This is a genomic window from Simiduia sp. 21SJ11W-1 (assembly GCF_024138675.1).
Taxonomy (GTDB): Bacteria; Pseudomonadota; Gammaproteobacteria; order Pseudomonadales; family Cellvibrionaceae; genus Simiduia.
In genome coordinates this window covers 3,905,427-3,926,952 of the sequence record NZ_CP090959.1, presented here as the reverse complement: position 1 = coordinate 3,926,952, position 21,526 = coordinate 3,905,427, and the positions used below count along the sequence as shown (strand labels likewise).

Annotated in this window: 20 protein-coding genes; 13 read left to right on the top strand and 7 right to left on the bottom strand. The window is 55.4% G+C overall.

Annotated features, from left to right (window positions below):
* Positions 1–2 precede the first annotated feature (2 nt).
* Together L1F30_RS17360 and L1F30_RS17355 are read left to right on the top strand one after the other, a co-directional pair.
* Positions 3–578: a cytochrome c oxidase assembly protein gene (locus tag L1F30_RS17360; RefSeq protein ID WP_253358095.1), complete on the top strand. Its 576-nt coding sequence runs from the start codon at positions 3–5 to the stop codon at positions 576–578.
* A gap of 28 nt (positions 579–606) precedes the next feature.
* A complete protein-coding gene (locus L1F30_RS17355) occupies positions 607–1,527 on the top strand; it encodes a cytochrome c oxidase subunit 3 (RefSeq protein WP_253358094.1) in 921 nt (306 codons plus the stop codon).
* A gap of 18 nt (positions 1,528–1,545) precedes the next feature.
* Here the strand turns inward: L1F30_RS17355 and L1F30_RS17350 are convergent, their stop codons facing one another.
* Entirely contained in the window at positions 1,546–1,773 is a 228-nt protein-coding gene (locus L1F30_RS17350; RefSeq protein ID WP_253358093.1) for a DUF2909 domain-containing protein, read from the bottom strand.
* Between the two features lie 175 nt (positions 1,774–1,948).
* Between L1F30_RS17350 and L1F30_RS17345 the strand changes: the two genes are divergently transcribed.
* The 11 genes from L1F30_RS17345 to L1F30_RS17295 all read left to right on the top strand — a co-directional run bounded on the left by L1F30_RS17345 (position 1,949) and on the right by L1F30_RS17295 (position 15,118).
* Positions 1,949–2,638: an SURF1 family protein gene (locus L1F30_RS17345; protein WP_253358092.1), complete on the top strand. Its 690-nt coding sequence runs from the start codon at positions 1,949–1,951 to the stop codon at positions 2,636–2,638.
* A gap of 4 nt (positions 2,639–2,642) precedes the next feature.
* Positions 2,643–3,251, top strand: coding sequence for a hypothetical protein (locus L1F30_RS17340; RefSeq protein WP_253358091.1), 609 nt, complete (start codon positions 2,643–2,645; stop codon positions 3,249–3,251).
* 93 nt (positions 3,252–3,344) lie between these two features.
* Positions 3,345–4,253 carry a heme o synthase gene (gene cyoE, locus L1F30_RS17335; protein ID WP_253358090.1) on the top strand — a complete coding sequence of 303 codons (909 nt, stop codon included), beginning with the start codon at positions 3,345–3,347 and terminating at the stop codon, positions 4,251–4,253.
* Between the two features lie 27 nt (positions 4,254–4,280).
* Positions 4,281–4,955, top strand: a complete 675-nt coding sequence (locus tag L1F30_RS17330; RefSeq protein WP_253358089.1) for an SCO family protein — start codon at positions 4,281–4,283, stop codon at positions 4,953–4,955.
* 111 nt (positions 4,956–5,066) lie between these two features.
* Positions 5,067–7,091, top strand: a complete 2,025-nt coding sequence (locus L1F30_RS17325; RefSeq protein WP_253358088.1) for a TonB-dependent siderophore receptor — start codon at positions 5,067–5,069, stop codon at positions 7,089–7,091.
* A gap of 107 nt (positions 7,092–7,198) precedes the next feature.
* Positions 7,199–7,675 (top strand): YfiR family protein, encoded by a 477-nt coding sequence (locus L1F30_RS17320; RefSeq protein ID WP_253358087.1) that lies wholly within the window; start codon positions 7,199–7,201, stop codon positions 7,673–7,675.
* Positions 7,675–9,747 (top strand): bifunctional diguanylate cyclase/phosphodiesterase, encoded by a 2,073-nt coding sequence (locus L1F30_RS17315; RefSeq protein WP_253358086.1) that lies wholly within the window; start codon positions 7,675–7,677, stop codon positions 9,745–9,747. The genes L1F30_RS17320 and L1F30_RS17315 overlap by 1 nt, the downstream gene beginning before the upstream one ends.
* An 83-nt stretch (positions 9,748–9,830) precedes the next feature.
* Positions 9,831–11,258, top strand: coding sequence for a YcjX family protein (locus L1F30_RS17310; RefSeq protein WP_253358085.1), 1,428 nt, complete (start codon positions 9,831–9,833; stop codon positions 11,256–11,258).
* The gene (locus L1F30_RS17305) at positions 11,255–12,244 is read left to right on the top strand and encodes a YcjF family protein (RefSeq protein ID WP_253358084.1); all 990 of its coding nucleotides are present in this window, start codon (positions 11,255–11,257) and stop codon (positions 12,242–12,244) included. Before L1F30_RS17310 ends, L1F30_RS17305 begins: the two co-directional genes overlap by 4 nt.
* A gap of 138 nt (positions 12,245–12,382) precedes the next feature.
* Positions 12,383–14,134: an aromatic amino acid hydroxylase gene (locus tag L1F30_RS17300; RefSeq protein ID WP_253358083.1), complete on the top strand. Its 1,752-nt coding sequence runs from the start codon at positions 12,383–12,385 to the stop codon at positions 14,132–14,134.
* Between the two features lie 15 nt (positions 14,135–14,149).
* Positions 14,150–15,118: an ABC transporter substrate-binding protein gene (locus L1F30_RS17295; protein ID WP_253358082.1), complete on the top strand. Its 969-nt coding sequence runs from the start codon at positions 14,150–14,152 to the stop codon at positions 15,116–15,118.
* Here the strand turns inward: L1F30_RS17295 and L1F30_RS17290 are convergent.
* From L1F30_RS17290 to L1F30_RS17265, 6 genes are all read right to left on the bottom strand, one after another.
* Positions 15,115–16,278 carry a DUF3570 domain-containing protein gene (locus L1F30_RS17290; RefSeq protein ID WP_371922670.1) on the bottom strand — a complete coding sequence of 388 codons (1,164 nt, stop codon included), beginning with the start codon at positions 16,276–16,278 and terminating at the stop codon, positions 15,115–15,117. The two genes, L1F30_RS17295 and L1F30_RS17290, sit on opposite strands and share 4 nt — an antisense overlap.
* A gap of 64 nt (positions 16,279–16,342) precedes the next feature.
* Positions 16,343–16,561, bottom strand: a complete 219-nt coding sequence (locus L1F30_RS17285; RefSeq protein WP_253358081.1) for a DUF4266 domain-containing protein — start codon at positions 16,559–16,561, stop codon at positions 16,343–16,345.
* Positions 16,558–17,043 (bottom strand): TlpA disulfide reductase family protein, encoded by a 486-nt coding sequence (locus L1F30_RS17280; RefSeq protein ID WP_253358080.1) that lies wholly within the window; start codon positions 17,041–17,043, stop codon positions 16,558–16,560. Before L1F30_RS17280 ends, L1F30_RS17285 begins: the two co-directional genes overlap by 4 nt.
* Before the next feature lie 26 nt (positions 17,044–17,069).
* A complete protein-coding gene (locus L1F30_RS17275; protein WP_253358079.1) occupies positions 17,070–17,717 on the bottom strand; it encodes an outer membrane beta-barrel domain-containing protein in 648 nt (215 codons plus the stop codon).
* Positions 17,687–18,469 carry an SH3 domain-containing protein gene (locus L1F30_RS17270; RefSeq protein WP_253358078.1) on the bottom strand — a complete coding sequence of 261 codons (783 nt, stop codon included), beginning with the start codon at positions 18,467–18,469 and terminating at the stop codon, positions 17,687–17,689. The genes L1F30_RS17275 and L1F30_RS17270 overlap by 31 nt, the downstream gene beginning before the upstream one ends.
* A gap of 99 nt (positions 18,470–18,568) precedes the next feature.
* A complete protein-coding gene (locus L1F30_RS17265; RefSeq protein WP_253358077.1) occupies positions 18,569–21,244 on the bottom strand; it encodes a hypothetical protein in 2,676 nt (891 codons plus the stop codon).
* Positions 21,245–21,526: the final 282 nt, after the last annotated feature.

Genomic DNA, 21,526 nt, shown 5'->3' with positions numbered 1-21,526 from the left:
CCATGGGCGAAGACGTAACAAAAGCCAATGCCTTACTCAGCGCCAAGTTAGTGGCGCTGGGTGTGGCAATGTTTGCCTTTGCAATTTTTGTTATGCCGCCGCTCTATGATGTGTTTTGCGAAATTACAGGCCTGAACGGCAAAACGGGCCAGCAGTATCAGGCCCGTGAAATCACCGTTGATACCAGCCGTGAAATTACCGTGCAGTTTGTGGCCACCAATAACGAGGCGATGCCTTGGGTGTTTGAACCGGGAATAAAAAGCATCAAGGTGCATCCCGGCCAACCCATTGATGTGGTTTACAAAGCGCTAAACCCCACCAACCGTGACATGGTGGCGCAGGCAGTGCCCAGTTTAGTGCCCTTTAAAGCAGCACAATATTTTCACAAAACCGAATGCTTCTGTTTTAACAACCAGCCCTTGAAGGCCGGTGAAAGTGCAGAGCTGGGTTTGCAGTTTATTGTCGATTTGGATGTGCCCAAACAGGTAAATACCATTACCTTGTCTTATACGTTATTTGATATCACCGATGCCATGAAGGCCTCGGTGGCGAGTATTGACCGGGCGCAAACACCCTAACAACTCCATAACAATGCGGGGTAGCAACATGGCAACAGAAGGAACTTACTACGTTCCCGAGCAGAGCAAATTACCCATATTTGCAAGCTTTGGACTATTTCTCACAGTGTTTGGCGCCGCCAACTGGATCAACGGCAGCGAAAACGGGCCGCTGTTGTTTATGGCCGGCGGTTTTGTAATGGCGGTAGTGCTGTGGAATTGGTTTAGTACCGTCATTGATGAAAACATGAACGGCCTGAACTCCGCTCAGCTCAAGCGATCTTATGTGTGGGGCATGGGTTGGTTCATCTTCAGTGAGGTGATGTTCTTCGCGGCCTTCTTCGGCGCGCTTTATTACATCCGCAGCTTCTCGCTGCCCTGGCTTGCCGGTGAAGGCGATCACAGCGCCATGACACCCGAAGTACTTTGGCCAGGCTTTGAGGCCCAGTGGCCGTTGATGACCACGCCAGACATGGCGGCAAATGGTGAAGCGGCCAAGGTGTTGGGGCCTGAGCAAAATATGAGTGTCAGCACCGTAGACAGTGTGTGGAGCTGGCTGCCCCTCTGGAACACCATTGTGCTGTTAACCTCGTCGGTGACTGTTCACTTTGCACACAGCGCCATCAAAAAAGACAACCGCAAAGGGTTTAACCTGTGGCTGGGTATTACCGTAGCTTTAGGTATTATCTTTTTAATCTTGCAGGCAGAAGAATACATTGTGGCCTACCGCGACATGGGGCTAACCCTTGAGTCCGGCGCCTACGGCACCACCTTCTTTATGCTTACAGGCTTTCACGGCGCGCACGTAACCCTTGGCACTATCATGCTGCTGGTGATGTGGTTGCGCTCTGTAATGAAGGGCCACTTTAAATCCGATGACCAGTTTGGCTTTGAAGCCGCAAGCTGGTACTGGCACTTTGTGGATGTAGTGTGGGTGGGCTTGTTTATCTTCGTGTATGTACTGGGGTAAACGCCTGAGAGTCGGGGGCTAACGCCCCCGCAACTCCCAAGGTGCTGTGCTCATTAACATTCCGCTGTAAAAACCGTATACCAAGCAACCAATTAACAAGCCCGCAAGGGTGACGCGTATGCCCAAGGCATAAAGTGTACGGCGCGATTCACTGGCGCCCATATCTTTAAGTAAAAATACCAGCGCGCTACTAAGGCTCGCCAACACCGCTAAAAAAAGTACAACAATCAGTGCCTTTAACCACATAGTTGATTTCCGTTAAGCGAATAGTCGGAGCTCACCTTACGCTGTTGTGCTAAAGCTGGCAATCGAGGTAACTATGCCAACAAGCCCCAATACCACATCTCCTTTAGCTGCAAAGTTTCAATGGCAGCCAAACCTGTGGGTGTTGGTTTTCGGGCTGGTTTTCCTTCCAATCTTGGTGAGCCTCGCACTTTGGCAATATGACCGTGGCCAGGAGAAAAAGCTGCTTTTAAGTGATATAGAATCACGCATGGTGGCTGCGCCAAAAAATATCTCTGCGTTTTCAAAAACTGATCTGCAAGCCCTTAAGCCCTACACTCAAATCGCATTTACAGCCACTGCAGACAACACCCGCCCGTTGTTGCTGGATAACCAAACGCTGCAGGGCAAGGTGGGTTACCGCGTTGCACAAGTGGTTCAGCTGGAGCAAAGCTGGATACTGGTAACCCGTGGCTGGTTGCCAGGTTCAGCAGATCGCAGCCAACGCCCGGCGGTACCCAGCCTCACACCCGGCGCACAATACGTTGGCCGCGTGGCAAAGCCCGCCAACCATCCGCTATTAAATAACGCGCCATTGGATGAAGACTTCCCCATGCGCTTTAACCAATTAAATATAGAGAGCTTATCTGCACAGCTTGATGTTCCTATTGCGCAGTGGGTTGAGCTCGCGCCTGAATCCTATGGTGCGTTGGCCGTGCAGTGGGCCGGTGTGAACGTGTCGCCCGCCAAGCATTTTGGTTACGCTATCCAGTGGCTTTGCATGGCCGTCGCGCTATTGGTATTGTTGGTGTTCGCCAACTCTAACCTGGCGGCCGTTTTACGCAAAAAATCACCCGCCAAAGGCGGGCACACAATAACAGCGAAGTAGCACAATGACAGACACCCTCAGCGCACAAGATATTGCCCCCAAAGCCCGTGGCCAGTGGTCGAAAATCCTGATCATGGCCACCATTGTGGTGCCCATGGTGGTGGCCTATGTGGTGTATCAAACGGGCTTTGGCATGCCTGCGGGTACCATTAATAAAGGCGAATTATTGGTACCGCCAGTGCAAATCACAGAGCTTGCACTCACTAATAGCGAAGGTGCAATTAACTTCGCGAGCGAACAAAAAAAATGGCGTTTGTTGGTGCCTGCATTCGGCCATTGCACCGGCGCCTGTGAACAATCGCTCTACCTCACCCGCCAAGTGCACAAGCGCCTCAATGAAAAATACCCCCGCGTTGAGCGTTGGGTATTAACAGATATCGCAAAGCCCGCGTTTACTGATTTACTGGCAGCCGAATACCCGGGCGCAAAGGTAATCAATACCGATAAAGCTGCCTGGGCCAGCCTGCTTGCAACCACCAATCAGCCAAACGGGCATTACTACATGATGGATCAAAACGGGTTCATCATGATGGCCTACAACACCGAACTGCACACGGGCAATGATTTGTTAAAAGATGTAAAGCGTATGCTGAAATTCACCCGCGAGCATTGAGCGCCCTAAAAAGCGGCCATGCAATAGCCACTAAGCGAACTAAGCAATAAAAATTCATAACAATAAATTGAAATAAATAGAGAGGTAAGCCACATGCAATCCACCATAGAGGCGAAGGCGACGCTGGGATGGCGCGACTACTACGAGTTGTGCAAGCCGCGCGTGGTGATGTTGATGATCCTTACCTCGGTAATTGGCATGCTGCTGGCCGTGCCGGGAATGGTGCCGTTGGATGTACTTATTCTGGGTAACTTAGGGATTGCACTGTGTGCAGGCTCTGCCGCTACGGTAAATCATTTGGTAGATCGCCACATTGATCAGAAAATGGCGCGCACATTTAACCGCCCGGTAGCACAGGGCCGCGTAGACCCACAAAAAGCCTTGGCTTTTGCAGCTGCAACCGGGCTCTTGGGTATGGCCATATTGCTGGTGTTTATTAATCCGGTAACGGCGTGGCTAACGCTGGCGTCGCTTTTGGGTTATGCCGTGGTGTACACACTTTTTTTAAAGCGCGCCACGCCGCAAAATATTGTGATAGGTGGCCTGGCCGGTGCGGCTCCACCATTGCTGGGGTGGACGGCAGTTACCGGATCCATAGACCCGCACGGTTTGCTTTTGGTACTGATTATTTTCGCCTGGACACCGCCGCATTTTTGGGCCCTGGCCGTACATCGTAAAGAGGAATACGCCAACGCCGATATCCCCATGCTGCCGGTCACCCATGGCGAGCATTACACCAAGATTCATATTCTGCTCTACACCATCGTCATGTGCTTGGTGACGGTGTTGCCTTACCTTACGGGCATGATGGGCTGGTTGTATTTGCTGGGTGCACTTGTGTTGGGTGCGGGGTTCATCTACTGGGCGCTGGTTATGTTATTAACCGACAGGCCCTCGGCGGGCATGGATACCTTCCGCTACTCAATTGTGTATTTAATGGCGCTGTTTGTGGTGATGCTGCTTGATCACTATCTGGTTACACCTGCGTTGTCGCTGGGTTAATGTTGGTGAGTTGAGGTTGGTAGCAGCATGAGTAGTAACGAGAATCTTAAGGTAACACAAAAGCAGCAACGCGGAATTCGCCTCACCATTACCGCAATTGTGGTTTTTATTGTGGTGGTGATGTTGCTCTTTTTAAACAAAATCCTAACCCCGCGCCATTTAAGCCCCATTGAGCTACAGGTGCATGGCGCCATAGAGTTTGAACAACCGCGCCGGTTTAAAGATTTCACTCTGGTAGATCAGCACAATCAACCCTTCGAGCGCTCGCGGTTGGAAGGCAAGTGGTCGCTCGTGTTTTTTGGTTTTACCCACTGCCCGGATATCTGCCCCACCACCATGGCAACGCTCGCCCAGTGGTATGACGGCCTGCCTGAAAAGCTGCGCGAACAAACCCAGGTGATACTGGTAACGGTAGATCCCGCCCGCGACACGCCCGCCGTGCTGGCCGAATATGTGCCTTACTTCCACCAAGATTTCATCGGTGTCACCGGGGAGTTTCTACCTATCAAGCGCTTCGCTACCCAGCTTAACGTGGCCTTTACTAAGGTGGTGCAGGGCGATAGCTACACCATGGATCACAGTGGCCATGTGGCGCTGGTTAACGCCAAAGGGGATTTTCACGGCTTTTTCAAAGCGCCCTTGCAACCCGACAACCTGACGCTCACCTACAGCTCGATGGTTAATAACTTTCCATTTGATTAAATGTATTTTTTATAACCTACATTTAATCGCCCACCGTCCTTAAGGTCTGCCTGAGTACGCGAACTCCGCTCCGAACAGCTATACCTAAAGTAGTTGTTTGTGGAGTTTTCTATGTTTCGAGTGGTTGTGTGTTCAGCGGCAGTGGCTGCTGCCAGCTTGCCTTGCGTGGCTGATACCGAAATGGGGGCCGACGAGCTGATCGACCTGCCCCTGGAAGAGCTGATGCAAATGGAGACCACGGTATCCAGCGTCTCCAAGCGCGACGAAACCCTGCGCGATATTCCCGCCGCCATTTATGTGGTTTCCAAAGAAGACATTCGGCGCTCCGGTGTGACCACCGTGCCCGATGCCCTGCGCATGGTGCCGGGTGTGCATGTGGGCAAAATCTCAAGTTCTGAATGGGCGGTTTCCGCGCGGGGGCTGGGCGGGCGTTTCTCCCGCTATTTGCTGGTGCTGATTGATGGCCGCTCCATTTACACCTCGCTTTTTAGCGGCGTGAATTGGGATGAAATTAACCTGAGCCTGGAAAACATCGAGCGCATTGAGGTGGTGCGCGGCCCGGGTGGCACCATTTGGGGTGCCAACGCCGTGAACGGTATGATCAACATCATTACCCGCAAACCCAATGCGAGCCAAGGCACACGGTTGCGCGCCAGCGCCGGCAGCGGTGAATTGGCGGGTTCTTTTTTTGCGGCCAAATCCACTCGGCTGGGCGAAAGTTCAGATCTCACCATCAGCGGTCATATTGAGCGCTTTGATGCCATGGCATCAAATGGGCGCTTTAACGATAAGCCCTGGCAAAGCCGAAGGCTGGACGTCAACTGGCGGCAGGAGAGTGGGCCGCACACTGTGTCGGTTGACATGGGTTATAGCCAGCTCGCCAACGATGCGCCCTGGTCGCGACAGCAGGTGCATGAAAACGACATAACCGCAGTGTATGCCGATGAAACCAAGCGCGGCTACTTTCTGGTGGGTAACTGGTCTTTGGCCAGTGATCGCGGCCTTTGGTCTGCGCGCGCAAGTTACGACTCTATGGATCGCGACGGCAACGCCTACATTTGGCAAACCGTAAATACCGATGCCGAGGCCCAATGGGCGGGCAGCCTGATTGCCGGGCATCAAACCACGTTGGGTGTGGCCCTGCGCTATAGCCAAAGCGACTATAAAACTCCCGAGGCGGGCATGGATTCCATGCTCGCTAAGGCCCGTGAAAATACCACCATTTTAAGTGCCTATATTCAGGATACCTGGCAAATCAATGACCACTGGGACCTCAACGCAGGCCTCAGGTATGACGACAACTCCTTTACCAACGCGGCCGTGCAACCCAGCCTTCGTACCCTCTGGCGAATAAATGAAGCGCACAGCACCTGGGCGGGTATCAGCCGAGCGGTGAGTACGCCCAGCAGAATCTTAAACAGCGAAAGCTACCTCACCATAGATTCCCTGCCGCCAGACGGCATAAACCCGCTGCCGTCATTAATCATTCTGGCATCAGATGACCAAGGGGTTGAAGACGTAAAACTTAACGCCTTTGAGCTTGGCTACAGGTACATTCCTGATGGGGCTTTTTCTGTGGACCTCACGGCCTTTTTGCACCAATACGATAACATCATGGCAGGCGACGCAAACTCGGTAAACAGCATAGAATTTGAAAACGGCATGCCCTATGTGGCGGTGCAAATTGGCCTGAATAACAACGCCAGCCAAACCTCAAGGGGCGCGGAAATGGCGCTTAAATACCAGATAAATAACCAGTGGTTTTTGCAATACAGTGCTACCTACCTCAATACCGAAATTGACCAACCTCAAAGCCTGATAGGCCCGCTGCTTGCCGATGTGGTAGCAGTACCCGAGTCACAACACTCGCTGCGTTTAATGTGGAATGCCTCAAGCCGGTTTGAGGCAAATGCCTGGTTGCGACAATCGGGCGCGGCTAAAACAGCCGCTGCCGATCCCTACACACTGCTGGACATCAATCTGGTTTACAAAATATCAAAACAGCTGAACGTTTCAGCCAGTGCCCGCAACCTGTTTGCTAAAGACACCTCGGAATACAAGCGGGAAATATTCAGTGTATCCGAGTTTGAATTGGCGCCTGCCTATTTGATTAAACTCGACTGGCAGCTGAATTAATGCCCGAATATTCCCGTAAGCACGTCAATCCTGCTAGCTGCAGGGCAATTGCCGGCAGCCAGGCATCCGCTGCAAGGCAAAGAGGGCGGCAAAGGCTGACCACATGGTTGGCGTGCTTGGTGCTGGGCTGCGCCTTTAGCGCAGCCCACGCCTATTCCCAAAGCCGTACCTCTTCGTTAAAGGCGGCCTACATTTACTACTTCACCAAGTTTGTGTATTGGCCGGGTGAGCAAAAGGTGAGAGCCATTTGCGTATTGGGCAGCGCTGATGAAGTGCGCGAAGAACTGGAGAAGGTAGCCAAAAAATCTGCCGGCAATATTTCACTCAGGTTTTCAACCGATGAGCCATTTACAGCCAAGGGCTGCGACATAGTTTTTATCACAGACTCCAATGCCGCCCTGCAGGGCCTGGCTGAGGGCACGCTGTTGGTTGCCGACGAGCGCATAGATCACCCCGAGGCCGCCATAAACCTGGTGGTAGAAAACAACAAGCTGGCCTTCGATATCTACCGGGCCAAAGCCAAAGACCGGGGCATTGAAATTAGCGCCAAGCTATTGGGTTTGGCCAGGGAGGTGCGTGAGTGATGCGCATCGGTTTTAAGAATATCAAGCAAAAATTGCTGGCCATGATCATGGTGGGCTCTTTGCTGGGCATGTTGCTGCTTACATTGGTGTTTGTGATTCACGCCATTTCCATGCTGGAGGAAAAGCGCAATCACCAAATCAGTACAGAGCTTGGAATTCTCTCCACCAATATTGCTGCCAGTGTGATGTTTCAGGATGAAACCTCGGCGCGGGAGTTGCTGCGCGGCATGGCGGTAGATGAAGACATAGTACAGGTTGCAGTAGATACCCCAGGCGATGGCTTTGATTTGGAAGAAGTGCTGCAGCCGCAATTCAGTGAGCGCATAGTGGGCAATGAAAGCCTGGAGCTCTTCATCTACCCCATTGTGGTAGATGATGAACAAATAGGGCTGCTTAAAGCCCATGCAGACAACGAGTCTTTACAGTCGCAAATCGCGGTCACCCTAACGACATCGGTGTTTATCTTCCTGTTTATCTCTGCGTTGATTTATCTGCTGAGTTTTCGGCTGCAATCGTTTATTACCCGCCCCATCAGCGAACTGATTGGTTTATCTAACAAGGTAACCGATGAAGGCGATTATTCACTGCGCGCACCCTATTTGGGTAACGATGAAATAGGCGCATTGGCTGAAGATTTTAATCGCATGCTGGAGCAAATTGAGCAGCGCGATTTGATGCTGGAGAAAACCGTACAGCAGCGCACCGCAGAATTAGAGAAGCTTGCCGATGAATTTCGCCACCGAGCGTTTCACGATGTGCTCACAGGCCTACCCAACCGCGCCCTGCTTGCAGAGCGGTTTGGCAGCGTGGTGGCACATTCAAAGCGCACCCAAGAGCCCTTTGGGCTGTTTTTAATTGATCTTGATAACTTCAAAAACATTAACGACACCCTGGGCCACGAATTTGGTGACGAGCTGTTAAAGCTTACCTCATCCAGACTGCTGGCCGCCCTGCGTGATGAAGACCTGGTATGCCGTTTGGGTGGCGATGAGTTTTTGATTCTCGCCGAAGGCTTTAAAGAGGCAGATTCCGCGCACCGGGTAGCGGAAAAACTTTTGAGCTCTGTAAGCGAAGTCATGATGGTTAAAGGCAAGCGGCTGGATGTAAAGATGAGCATCGGTGCAGCCATATTCCCCATGCACGGCGACAGTTTAACCAGCCTTAAGCGCGCGGCCGACATCGCCATGTATGCAGCCAAAGAAGCCGGCAAAAACCAGTACAAAATATTTCACAGCGACATGGAGGCCACTGCCAAGCACCGGCTGATGGTGCAAAATGATTTGCGCTCGGCCATCAAACAGGGTGAGCTGGTGCTCTACTACCAGCCGCAGGTGGATGTACGTAAACGCGAGGTGTACGGCTGTGAAGTCTTGGTGCGCTGGCGCCACCCCAAGCACGGCCTTTTGGCGCCGGATTTATTCATTCCCCATGCAGAGGAATCCGGCCTGATTCCCCTGATTGATTATCACGTTATTGAAGAGGCCTGTCGCCAGGCAAAGGCCTGGCTGGATGAAGGGCGCAACCTTGTGGTGTCTGTGAATTTATCTGGCCTGCACTTTCGCGACCACAAAGTTGTACAGGCCTTAAAACATGCGCTGGATGTAACCCAATTGCCGGCGGAATATCTGGCAGTAGAACTCACCGAGGCGGTGTTGATTTCCGATTCAGACCTGGCCATACAAGTGGTAGGTGAAATCAAAGAGCTTGGCATTAAAATATCACTGGATGACTTCGGTGTGGGCTATTCGTCGTTGAACTATTTACGCACCTTGCCCTTTGATGTGGTGAAGCTCGATAAATCGTTTATCAGTGGTATTTTGACCTCCCCGCAAGATCAGCGCCTGACCGAGGGCATTATGAATCTGGCGGTGAGCCTGGAGCTCGATGTGGTGGCAGAGGGTGTGGAAAATGAGGCGCAGGTTGACTACTTGCAAGGCATTAACTGCCGCCTGCAACAAGGCTATTACTTTTTACCGCCGCGCCCGAAAGCGGAATTTGAATCCTGGTTGGCCGGCTGGCAGCCGGCCGAAGCCCCCAAGCGCAATTTGCTGTTTCCTTTTGGACGCGGTTAGTGTGGCTGTCGCCGTTGCGCGGTTGGAGTCACCCCGCATCTAGGCTAGGCTAGCTGCACTTTTATTGATGCGAATTTCACACTATGGCGCAAGACCATTGGAAGCAACGGCTGGCAGCGGGCGCACGCCGTTCACAGGCTGAATTAAAGCAGCTCGCCCAGCGCACAGATCGCGGTGTTCGCCGCGCCTTGGGCCAGCGTAGCTGCATTGCGCTTACCGGTTTCAGTGGCGCTGGCAAGTCCACTTTGCTCACTTCATTAATCAACCAGATTTTGAATCATCAGGTGCAGCAGGCACACGGCCTGTGGCCCGAGGTGCAAGGGCGCTGGCTGTCTGCCCGGTTAAAAGCGCCAGGCGGTGCCGATCACTACCCCTTTATCGAGCAAGTGCGCAAGCTGCGCGCAGGCCACTGGCCTGCATCTACCGAAGGACTATCGCGCTGCTTGCTGGAAGTGCGCCTTAAACCGCGTCACAGGCTGCAGGATGTACGCGGGCGCGGCTATCTAAGCCATGAAGTGGAGATATGGGATTACCCGGGTGAGTGGCTCATGGATTTGCCTCTGGCCAAAATGTCCTATGGCGACTGGGTGGCAGACAGCTACATCAATTTCAACAACGAGCCGCGCAATGCCCTGGCGCCTGATTTGTACCAAAGGTTGTTGGATCTGGATCCGGCCAGCCCCTTCGACCCCCTGCAATTTGATGCCTTGTTTAACAGCTACCGCGAGTTTCTAATGCAAGCCAAGGCCTCGGGTTTGCACATTGTTAACCCCGGCCGCTTTTTGTTGCCCGGCGCCGATGCCGCTGAAATTCCGGCTTTTGTGCCCTTGCTTGGCGCTTACGGCAAGGCGCAAAACGATGCCGCGCCAAATTCCTGGTGGGGCGAAATGTCGCGCCGCTACGCGCACTATGTGGCGGGCTTTGTGCGGCCTTTTTTAGAACAGGTGTTTTTGCAGGTGGATCACCAGCTGGTGCTGGTGGATTTACTGGGCAGCCTCGGCCAGGGCCGGCAAAGCCTGAATGAGTTGCGTCGCTCCCTTGCGCGGGTGTTGCAGCTGTTTACCTATGGGCAAAATGGCTGGCTCGATAAACTGGTCGCGCCCAAGGTTGAACAGCTCACATTTATTGCCACCAAACTCGATGCCGTGCTGCCGGCCCAGCGGGCCCACATGGGGGATTTAATGCGCGCGCTGGTTGCGGAATCTGTGCAGCTGGCGCGCTTTGAATCTACCCACGTGGATCACATGGAGTTGGCCGCCATCAGCTGTACGCGGGTGGGCAATCGCAATGGCGAGGCGGCGCTCATCACCGAGCGCGGCGGCGAGCCCGCGTGGCTTGCACATCCGCCACTGCCCAGGGGTTGGCCCACAGATACCGACTGGGCCCAGTTAAGCGGCTGGGCTACACCACAGCTGACCCCGCCAACCCTGGGCGACCCATTGCAAACGGCCTGGCCCAATATTCATATGGGCGCGCTTATTTCGCACCTGCTGCGGGAGTTAAACCCATGAGCACCAACAAAACACATACCCAAGAGCAAACCCAAAGCCCCTGGATCACGCCGCTATCGGAGGCTGAAAAAAAGGGCCTGCAACCCACGGTGGTTGAGGCCGAAACCGCACCCGAATGGGAGCCTGCAATATCGCCTACGGGCGCGCTTGCCTACGCCGGCATTGCCAAGGCGGCGGGCGTGTTTGTGCTGGTTTTTGTGGCGCTGCAAGCGGCGGTGATGGTGGGGGGCGCCTGGTCTGTGCACTGGCTGCTGGGCGTGGTGGCCGCCACATTGGTGGGGTTGCCCGGCGGTTGGTTATTGCAAAAGCTCTGGCGCGCCCGTCGCAATAGCCGGCGGGTGGATGAACTGGCCAAGCTTCGCCTCAAGGCCGATGTAATAGCCGCAGGCGGTGCGGGCTTTGGCGACTACGCCAAAGGCGTGACCCGGGTTGCGCCGGCACTGGCGCCGGTGTTTGAAGGCCAGCCTGCGCGCCTTGGGGACTACGCCAACGACGCCGAGCGCCTGGCAGATTTAGACAAGCAGCTACAGCACCAGCAAGACCCGGTGGCCCACCGCGCCATAGTGCGCGCCACCCGCCGGAGCGCCATCACCGTGGCGGCAAGCCCCTTTCTGGCACTTGATGTATTCATAGTGCTGGCCAGTAATCTCACCCTAGTGGGTCGCATTGCCGGTGCCTATGGGCTGCCCGCCAGCCCCTTTCTGGCGGCCAAATTGCTCGTGCAGGTGTACCGGCAGATCGCCGCGCTGGGTGCCATAGAGCTGGGTACGGAACTCGCCAGTGAAACCCTGTCCCATGCATTGTTAACGCGGCTATCTGGGCGGGTGGCGCAGGGGTTTTCCGCAGGCCTTTACACCTATCGCATTGGGGTGACGGCCATGGCCTTGTGCCGGCCGCTTTCGTTCAGCGAGGCCAGCAAGCCGCGCTCGGGCGCCTTGTTTAAAGACATTTTCAAGCAGTTGGAAGGTGAAGACGCGCTTTCTTAGAACAGAAGTTTTCATGCGCTATGGGAATATATTGCGGCAGATATTTGCGCACATGGGGTTTTTCAGGGCAGGGAAAGGCACAAAACCCTGCGGCCTTGGCCCTATACTGTGTGCGAGATTGAGCCGTCAGGAGTAGCTATGACCCAGCAGGAAATTATCGCGAGCCTTCCGTCGCACTTGCGCCAATTTGTGAAAGTGCAAGACTACAACATGTACACGCCCCGCGATCACGCCGTCTGGCGCTTCCTGCTGCTGGCGCTGGCCGATCACCTGGCCGAGCATGCACACCCCGTGTATTTGGAGGGCCTGCGCAAAACAGGCATCAGCCTGGATCACATCCCCTCCATTGATGAAATGAACCAGTGCCTTGAAAAAATCGGCTGGCAGGCGGTAGTGGTGGATGGCTTTATTCCCCCCGCCATTTTTATGGAATTTCAGGCCCGTAAAATCCTGGTGATTGCGCTGGACATGCGCGCGGTAGACCACATGCTGTACACCCCGGCGCCCGATATCGTGCATGAATCTGCCGGCCACGCGCCCTTTATTGTGGATGTAGACTACGCCGAGTTTTTACAGCGCTTTGGCGAAATCGGCATGAAGGCGCTATCTACCGCCAGCGACTACGCCGTCTACGAGGCCATTCGCGAGCTGAGTATCGTGAAGGAAAATATCCGCTCAACCGAGGCCGACATCAGCAAGGCCGAAGCAGCCTTGAATGCAGCCCTTGAAGCCAACGCCGCCGAAGCGCCCTCGGAGGCAAGCCTGCTATCGCGCTTGCATTGGTGGACGGTAGAGTACGGCTTGGTGGGCGAGCTTGATGATTACAAAATTTACGGTGCGGGTTTGCTGTCTTCACTGGGCGAGGGTGTGAATTGCCTGGATGACGCGCGCGTGCGCAAGCTGCCGCTCACGGTAGATGCCATCAACACCGCCTACGACATCACCCGCGAACAACCCCAACTGTTTGTAACCAAAAGCTGTAAGCACTTAACCCAGGTGCTTGAAGCCTTTGCCGATGGCATGGCCTTCCGCCAGGGTGGCGCTGGCTCTTTACGCAAAGCCATCAATTGTAAAACCGTGAGCACGGCTGTGTATAACAGCGGGCTGCAAGTGAGTGGCAAATGGGTGAAAGGCCTGACCGACGCCATGGATAACCTCATTTACATCGGCACCGAAGGCCCCACGCAGCTGGCCTGGGGCAATCGCGAACTGCATGGCCACGGCACCGATTACCACGCGGCAGGTTTCGGCTCGCCGGTGGGCAACATCAAGGATCTACCGCGCTGTTTGTCTGATTACACCATGGACGAACTCAAAAGCGCAGGCATTCGTGTGGGCGAGCGGGTGGTGCTGGACTTTGTGTCGGGGGTGCATGTGGAAGGCGTGTTGGACCACGTAGAGCGGCGCAACCACAAAAACATTTTGATGTCGTTCAGCCAGTGCCGGGTAACGGGCCCTATGAAAGCCAGCGGCGAAAATGGCGATCTGCTGTTTGACCCAAGCTGGGGCCAGTACGACATGGCCGTGGGTGAAAACATCACATCCGTGTACGGGGGCACGGCCGATAAAGACCGCTACCGCCTGTATCAGCAGCCATCGGCCAGCCAAACCCAGCGCCCCAGCTACACGCCCGAAGAGCAGCAGGTGTTTGCTTTGTACCAGAGCCTGCGTGATCAACGCGCAGCGGGTTCAGTAACCGACAGCTGGATCGCGGAATTTCAGGCCCGGCTGGCAAACTTTCCCAAGGAATGGCTGCTACGCTTTGAGTGCCTAGAGCTCGCGCAGGCGCCCGAGCTTGTGCAATCATTGACATCACAACTGCACGCCATGCGCGAACTGTCGCCGGAACACAAGAAACTCATTGATACCGGCCTCGCGCGCCTTCACTGATAAGCGGGGTAAACCATGGGCCAAGGCCAGGCAAGTCGCAAGCTGTTGCGCAACTTGGCGCTGCCTTGGCTGTTATTGCTCGGGGCGCCAGCCTCGGCCACAGTGGCTGAAACCGCGCAATCACCTTTGCCGGAGGCCACTGCAAGGGTCTTGCCCTCGCGCAAGGTTTTTTACCCAGCCGCCGAAGAATCCTGGCGCGCGACCTTTACAGTAAATGTGCTCACGCGCGCCCTGGCATTGAGTGGCGCGCCTTATGCACTTGTGCCCAGTGCCAAGGTAGAGCCCAAGGCGCGCAACTTCCACAACCTCTTGCGTCGCAACGGCATTGATGTGGTATGGAGCCAAACCAGCATCGAGCGCGAACAACATTACCGCGCCGTGCGCATCCCTCTGAACAAAGGGCTGATGGGCAGCCGGCTCGGATTAATCCGCGAGAGCCAGCCCAGGCTTCTGGCCGGGGTGACCAATCTCAAGCAGCTCAGCCAATTCAGCATTGGCCAGCTCTATGCCTGGAGCGATACCAAAATTCTCACCCATCATGGCCTCACCGTGGTGCCGGGCACAGGCTACAACTCCTTGTTTCGCATGCTCGCTGCCGGGCGTTTTGATGTGTTTTTACGCTCGGTGACAGAAGTGGGCGCAGAGCTTGAACACAAGCGCGAACTGGGCCTGATGCTCGATCCGTTTGTGCTGGTGCAATACCCGGCGGCCATGTATTTTTTTGTGCAAAAAGAAGATGCCGTATTGGCCCAGCACATAGAGGCGGGGCTTGAGGCGATGCTGGCAAGTGGCGAGTTCGATGCGATGTTTCAGGCAGAATATGGCGATTTAATCAGCCGCTACAAGTTGCATGAACGCCAACTTATTTGGCTCAGCAACCCTTTGTTGCCAGAGGATACCCCCTTGTGCCGGCGGGAGCTCTGGTGGATGGACATGTGCCCGCAGGGTGCGGGCACATGGCAGAAGTTAATACCAGAAAGCTAATACCAGAAAGAAACGAACACCCGCAGTACGTGTGCATCCAGTGCGTAAGGGTCTTCCTGGCCGGGTGCCACGGGCGTATCGGTGAAGCGGTTATCGGATTGGCGCGCATCCAGAAAGTTATCGTAATCGAGCTGCATGTAATCCCAATAGAAATTCAAGGTGGTGCGGTCAAACCACGAAAGGAAGCCTGTGCGCAGATCATAGGTCACGCCCAGGCCAATATTGGTATTGGTGTACTGGCTCAGCTCTTTATCGCGCGCACGGAAATTGGTGGCCTCTTTGAAATTAAACAAATCGGCATAGAAATCGGCGCCTTTTGTTTGATTGTATTGGCGGTATTTCGCCTCCACCAGCCATTGATCACCAATGGGGTGCACGTACTTTAATTCCCAGTTGTGCGCCTCTATGCCCCAGCTATCCTGGTAGCCGCGCGCTTCAAACTTAAGGGCTGCACGGTAGGGCAAAAAGTATTTGGCGCGCAGTGCAATGGCGTCGCTGTTGCGGGTGCGCGGGTACAGCTCGCTCTCGTTGGCGGCGCTTGCGCAATTGCTGGCATCGCCCTGGGTGCAATAGCGCACACTGCGGTAGGGGTTGTTTAAAAAGCCCTCATCAATCACTGTTTCGATGTTGAGCCCGGCAATCATGTCTGTGGTGATTACCTGCGAAAAACTCAAGCCGTAGCGGGTGCGCTTGGCTTCGTCTTCAAACTCCTCATCGCCGTTGCGGCGCACTATGTCGTCACCAAAAGAGACAGATAACCCAATGGTGCTCAAATCGCCAAAAAAATCCTGGCTGATACCAAACCCGTAGGTGGTGGCATCGTAGTCGTTTTCTTTGGAGGTGGTGGCGCCCAGGCTCATGGTGGTTTTGCCGGTGAGGTAATCAATACCCACCGAGGTTTGCGTGCGCTCTTCGGTATAGGCGCTGGCCGTGGTTTCCACATCAATAGAGGCGCTGGTTACCATGTCTACATAGTAGTTGCCGTACACAGACACGGTATCGGCAAACTGTTTGCGTACCAGTACCGAGGGGCCGACAATTTCGGCGCCGCCGCCATCGTAGCCGTGGTAGAGGATGTCTATGCGATCTTCCGGTAACACGGCGGCTTGGGCGTTGCTGCCAAGCAGCGAATGCAACACCAAAACCAAAACACCCGCCAACAAGGCCGGGCGCCTGGCTAATAGGCTGCGCGAAGCCTGCGCGCCATGGGCAGGCCCGCGTGCGTTAGTTACAGCCACAGCCGCCTCCCGATCCGCCTTCTGCACCACGGGCCGCTTCACGGGCCTCGTACACGTGGTTTAGGTATTGGGTAGCCACTGGGTCGCGATCCATCGCCATAATCGGATCAGCCAGGCGCTGGCGCTCGTAGGGTTTTACCCAGGGCTCTATGTTTGAGCAGGCCACAAACAGTGGCGCCATTAACAATAAAACAGCGGTTCTCATTCGCGAATCAGCTCTTTGATCTGCTTTTTGTAATCGTTTTCGTAGCCGGGTTTGTAGCCGCGGTGCAGGTAGCGCATGTTGCCATCGCGATCAATCATCACGGTGCTTGGCATGGCGTCTATGTTGTACATCTTGCTCACCTGTGAGGTTGGATCCCACAAAATGGTGAAGTTTACGGGCGTGTCTTGCAGGTACTTTTCACCGGCGGCGGTATCTTGCTCTACGTTAACACCCAACAGGGTGAAGCCCGCGCGCGAATAGCGCTTGGAAAGTTCGTCTAGCAGCGGCATTTCCTGGCGGCAGGGGCCGCACCAGGAGGCCCAGAAGTTCAGCATTACCACCTGGCCGCGCAAATCAGACAGGCGAATATTTTTTCCATCGCGGCTTTTCAGGGTGAAATCCGGTGCCGGGCCCGAGAGCGGCTCGGTGGCAAAGCTCAGGCTGCTGAATACCAGCGCTACCGATAAGAGAAAAACTTTCATACATCACCTCGCAAAATCTCGCTCGATTAAAAGAAAAAATTCACGCCTACATTGGTAGACAAATTGTTAACCCACTTTTTGTTAAAGCCCAACAGCTCACGCTCGAACACGTGATCGCGCACATCCAGGCTCAGGTCGAAATAGTCGGTTAAATAAATTTTGTAACCGGCACCGAAGGTGTAGGTAAAAAATTCTGTGTTGGCAAAGGTGGTGTTGCCGGCACCGCCCACCAGATAAAAGGTGGAGTTAAAGGCGAGGCTGTCGCTGATAAACACTTCTCCGGGGAAAATGTTGTAACCCAGGTTGATGTCGTAATAGCTCAGTTCGCGCTCTTCGTCGGTGAGTGCCGGCAGGCCGCCGCCAATTTCCAGGGTGCTCTCGCCGGCGGTGTGTTGGCCGTAGTTGGCCTCAAGGAAAAAATCTTCGTTGATGTGATAGGCCGCGCGCACGCCAAAGCCCCAGTTGCCGCCGAAATCTTCGATGCTCATGTAACCGTAGTAGGCGCCAATTTCGAAGTCTTCAGTGTCTAGCTGATCTTCTTCAATGTGGCGGCGCTCCATATCGGGCGTTACGATTTTATCGAGCACGCGCTGGGTTTCGTCTTGGGCGTTGGCCGCCTGGCAGCCGAGCACCAGCAGGCTGCTTAAAAGAAGACGTTGAAACCTATTTTCCATTCGTTCACTTCCTCGTTTTCGTCACGGCTCGTGAGAATTTTGTGGTTGTTGTATTCAATGCGGCCGTTAAAACGGCGGCCCAGATAAATGTTGAGGCCCGTGGCAATCAGCAGGCTGTTGTCTGTGGCATCCAGCGGCTGATCCAGCGCCGAGCGCTTTTTCGATTGAATCATGCCCGCGCCCAATTCAAAAAACGGCGATAGCCGCCAGTGTGGCCAGGGCTGGTGCGCTATGCGCAGGTAGCCGATTTTGGAATCGGCCACGCGGCTGGTGGCCTGTTGCAGGCTCACGCCTGCGGTTACGTTGGGAGCAAACCGGTAGCCAGTGTAGAAGGTGAGCGAATCTGCGCCACCAAAATCGCCCAGCGCCAGGCCCAGATCCCAGGTGCGCTGCTCGTACTGTTCGCGCCCGCTGGCCACCAGGGTTACCGGCTGCTGGTCGGGCCCCAGCGTCAGCGCTAATGACTTGCGGTAAACCCAGCCCTGTTGGCCGCGCTTGGCTTCAATCTTTACCCAGTCGGTGCGCTTTTTCAGCAGGGTAATCTGCTCGCCCTGCTCAACAATGTGATACACCGGGTAGCCGCGGCCGGGGCCGGTGCGCAGCTCCAGGTAGGCATCATTTACGGTAACCCGCATCGGCGCCGGCTCGTCGAAAAAATCAAACCAGCCACCGGCCTCGTCTTGGGGCTGGGCACCGGCTGCCTGGGGTTCTTGCGCCTGGGCCTGGGGCAGGGCGCACAGCAGTAGGGCCAAAAGGGCCCCCGCTCGCCATTGAGTTACGCTAAAGCACATCCACACATTCGCCAGCTGTTGTGTTATTTGATTGGGCCCTTGGGCCCCCGCATGGGCCGGTTAGTTTACAGGCACCGCAAACGGATTGTTATAGTACTGCGCGCCCACATCCAGCCATTCTGAAATGAGCTTAAGCTCCGCCTCGGTTAAATAACCGCGGTGATCCACCGTGTCATCAGGGCCCGGGGCCTGTTCAAACTTGTTGAAAAAGGCGCTGCTGGCGCGCGCACCGTTAACGCGCATGGTGGGGGTAACCTGCACAGTCACCAGCACGGGGATCGGATTGCCATCGTCGTCGAGAATCAGGTTGCCTTCGTCATCGGTTTCGTAGATGGGGTTGCCATCGTCGTCTACCGCCTGCACCAGACGATCCACCAAGGCGCCGTCTACCAGCTCTTGTTCGTTGTCGTTAAACAGCAGTTCGCGATAGCCAATAAAGTGATCTTGCTGTTGCGGTGAGGCCAGGGCGCGTAAATCCAGCTGGCCTGCGGGCACCTGGGCTGCACCCATGGCATCGCGCTCTGTGTGGCAGCTTACGCAGGTCCAGTCTTCGGTTGGGGTATCCGGATCATCGGCGCGTGGCAAATCCCACAGGGGTTGAATGTGATCCGGGTAGTGAATGGTCACGCGGCACTGGGCAGACCAGTTGTTGCTGCCCACATCACAACCGCTACCGGCTGGCTGCTCGGTTAGCAGGTCTGCAAAGCTTAGAGTGATGTCTGGCTCGGGCGCGAGCAGGGCCTGGTCTGTCCACTCATCGGTATAGGCGATGTCTGCACTGGGCGTGCGCATACCGTTGATGCGGGCGAAGGTTTCGGCCATGGTTTCACCCATGTCGGTAAACAGCGCGGGGTCGGTATTCTCGAAGGGTTGGCCTGTGGTGGGCGCGCCGGTATTGGCAGCCTCGGGCTCTGCATCGGGCCGCCCGTGGGGCAGCTCGCTCTGGCGGGTGTGGCAGCCATTACAGCTGCGCTGCTCGCCCGGGCGCAGTTGCAGCCAGTTGTTGTGGCGGCCAAAGCCGTTCACCCGGCGGCCCTGGGCATCCACTATATCGAAGCTTATGGCCACATCGGCGGGCACCTTGGCGAGCACCGAGCCGTCTGGCTCTATGGGCACATAGCCTAGAATCTCCCGCATGCCGTTGTTGGCGGAGCGCCCGAAGGCGGTGTTCGGGAAGTTCAGCACGTCGCGATCGGGGATAGACACCGCCTTCACTAGCCGCAAAAAGCGGGCCTGGCCCCGGTTGGCGGGCCAATTGGCGGGGTTGCGCAGGGTTTCTATGCCAAAGGCGTCTGTGCCATCAAAGTCGTACACGCTTTTAATGTGCAGGCTGCCCAGCTCCTGGTCGGCCAGGTTGGCGTCGTAGTCGATATCGGCCGTGGGCGGCGGGATCAGGTTGTCTTGCTCGCGCGGGATCAGCAGCGTGGGCTCGGTGAGCATGCGGCCTTCACGGGGCAGCAATATCGGCTGCTGGGTGCCGGCTGCCGGGTCGAAGATGTACACCCCAAAGAGCGGGTCGGCAAGTTCGGCTGCCGGGTCTGTGTCTTCATTACAGGCCGCCGGCAGGTTGTTATCGGGGTTGATTACCCGGCAGCGGCTCCAGCTCACGATAAAGCGGCCGGTGCCATCAAACAGCGGACTCGCCGAGTGGAATATGCCGTTGATCGACAGGGTGTCGTTAGTGCTCACTGCCAGCGGGTAGAGCGCCGTTTGGGCCTGTGTACCACTGCCACCGTCGATAGGCTGGTTGGCGGCTATGAAATTTTCCACATCCACCGCAACCAGGTTACCGCCATACTCGACGCTTTGGCGTGCGCGCTGGATGCCGAACACCCGGCCATCGGCGAGTTGTACCGGGCGCAGGAAAAAGGCCTCTGTGTCATCGGTGCCGGTGTTCTGGCTGTGATAGCCGTACACCAGCGATTGGCGCATGCCGTATGGGTCTACCGAGTAAAAGCTCAGGCGGTCGTTGCCGGGGATTCTGTCCCAGCGGCTGTAGAGCACGCGGCCATCGGCCATGAGGGCAGGCTGTAAATCGTGCGATTGGTTAAAGGTGAGCTGCTCGATGTTAGTGCCGTCGTTGTCCATGACGTGCAGTACAAAGGCGTGTTCGTCGCGATCATCATTCAGGGCTGAAAACTGCGGCTTGCCGTCATCCAGCAAGATGGCGCGCGAGCGGGTTTGCCGAGAAGAGGCAAACACAATGCGCCGCTCTACACCTGGCAGGTAGCGCGGGGCCAGGTCGTGGCCGATTTCGGCTTGAATGTCGTCTGAAATAACCCGGCGCAGGGTGGCCGAGGGAATGTCGTACTCCCAAATGTTCCACTTGGGCTGGTCTTCCTCATCGGCGCCTTCAATGTCTGGCGCGCGCATGGCAAAGAGTAAGCGCTCACCATCGTAGGAGGTGCTGATGTCTTTTACATCGTAAGCGGCACCTTCGTCCCAGGCCTGGGAGGTGATGTCTACTTCGGCGGCACTGCTGGAGGCGCGGTCTTTCAAATAGAGTACCGCGCCCGGGTTAAAGGTCTGCGGCAAGAGAATGTCGTCTGCTACCCGGTTGCCGGCTTCATCTATGGGAATGGGCCGGTTGATGTAGGCCATGGGGATATCCAGCACCACGGGATCTGGCTCTATGTCGTCCAGGGTGCCGGTTTCAGACTTGCTGCTGCAACCGCCAACAAAAAGGGCGGCAACGGCGGCCAAGGCCGGAAAAAGGGAGAGCGGGCGATACAACATAACGGGGTGCGTTCTCTACAGTAACTAATGTGGCAGCGTTAACCGGGGTGGCCGCTGTAATTAGGGCGGCCAAATTGCCGCTTAAAACTGGCGCGGGCAAACGGCCATTGTAGCCAGCTTCAGGCCCAGACTTAAAAACAATCTCTATGCCGGCGTTGTGAAGTCGTACACAAATTGTGCAGCCTGCAGGAAATTTATCTGTGCGACTTGGTACAGTGTTTCAATTGCCCAAGATTTACAAAGCGTTCTACACCAAATATTAGAACCCCGTCACAACTTGGC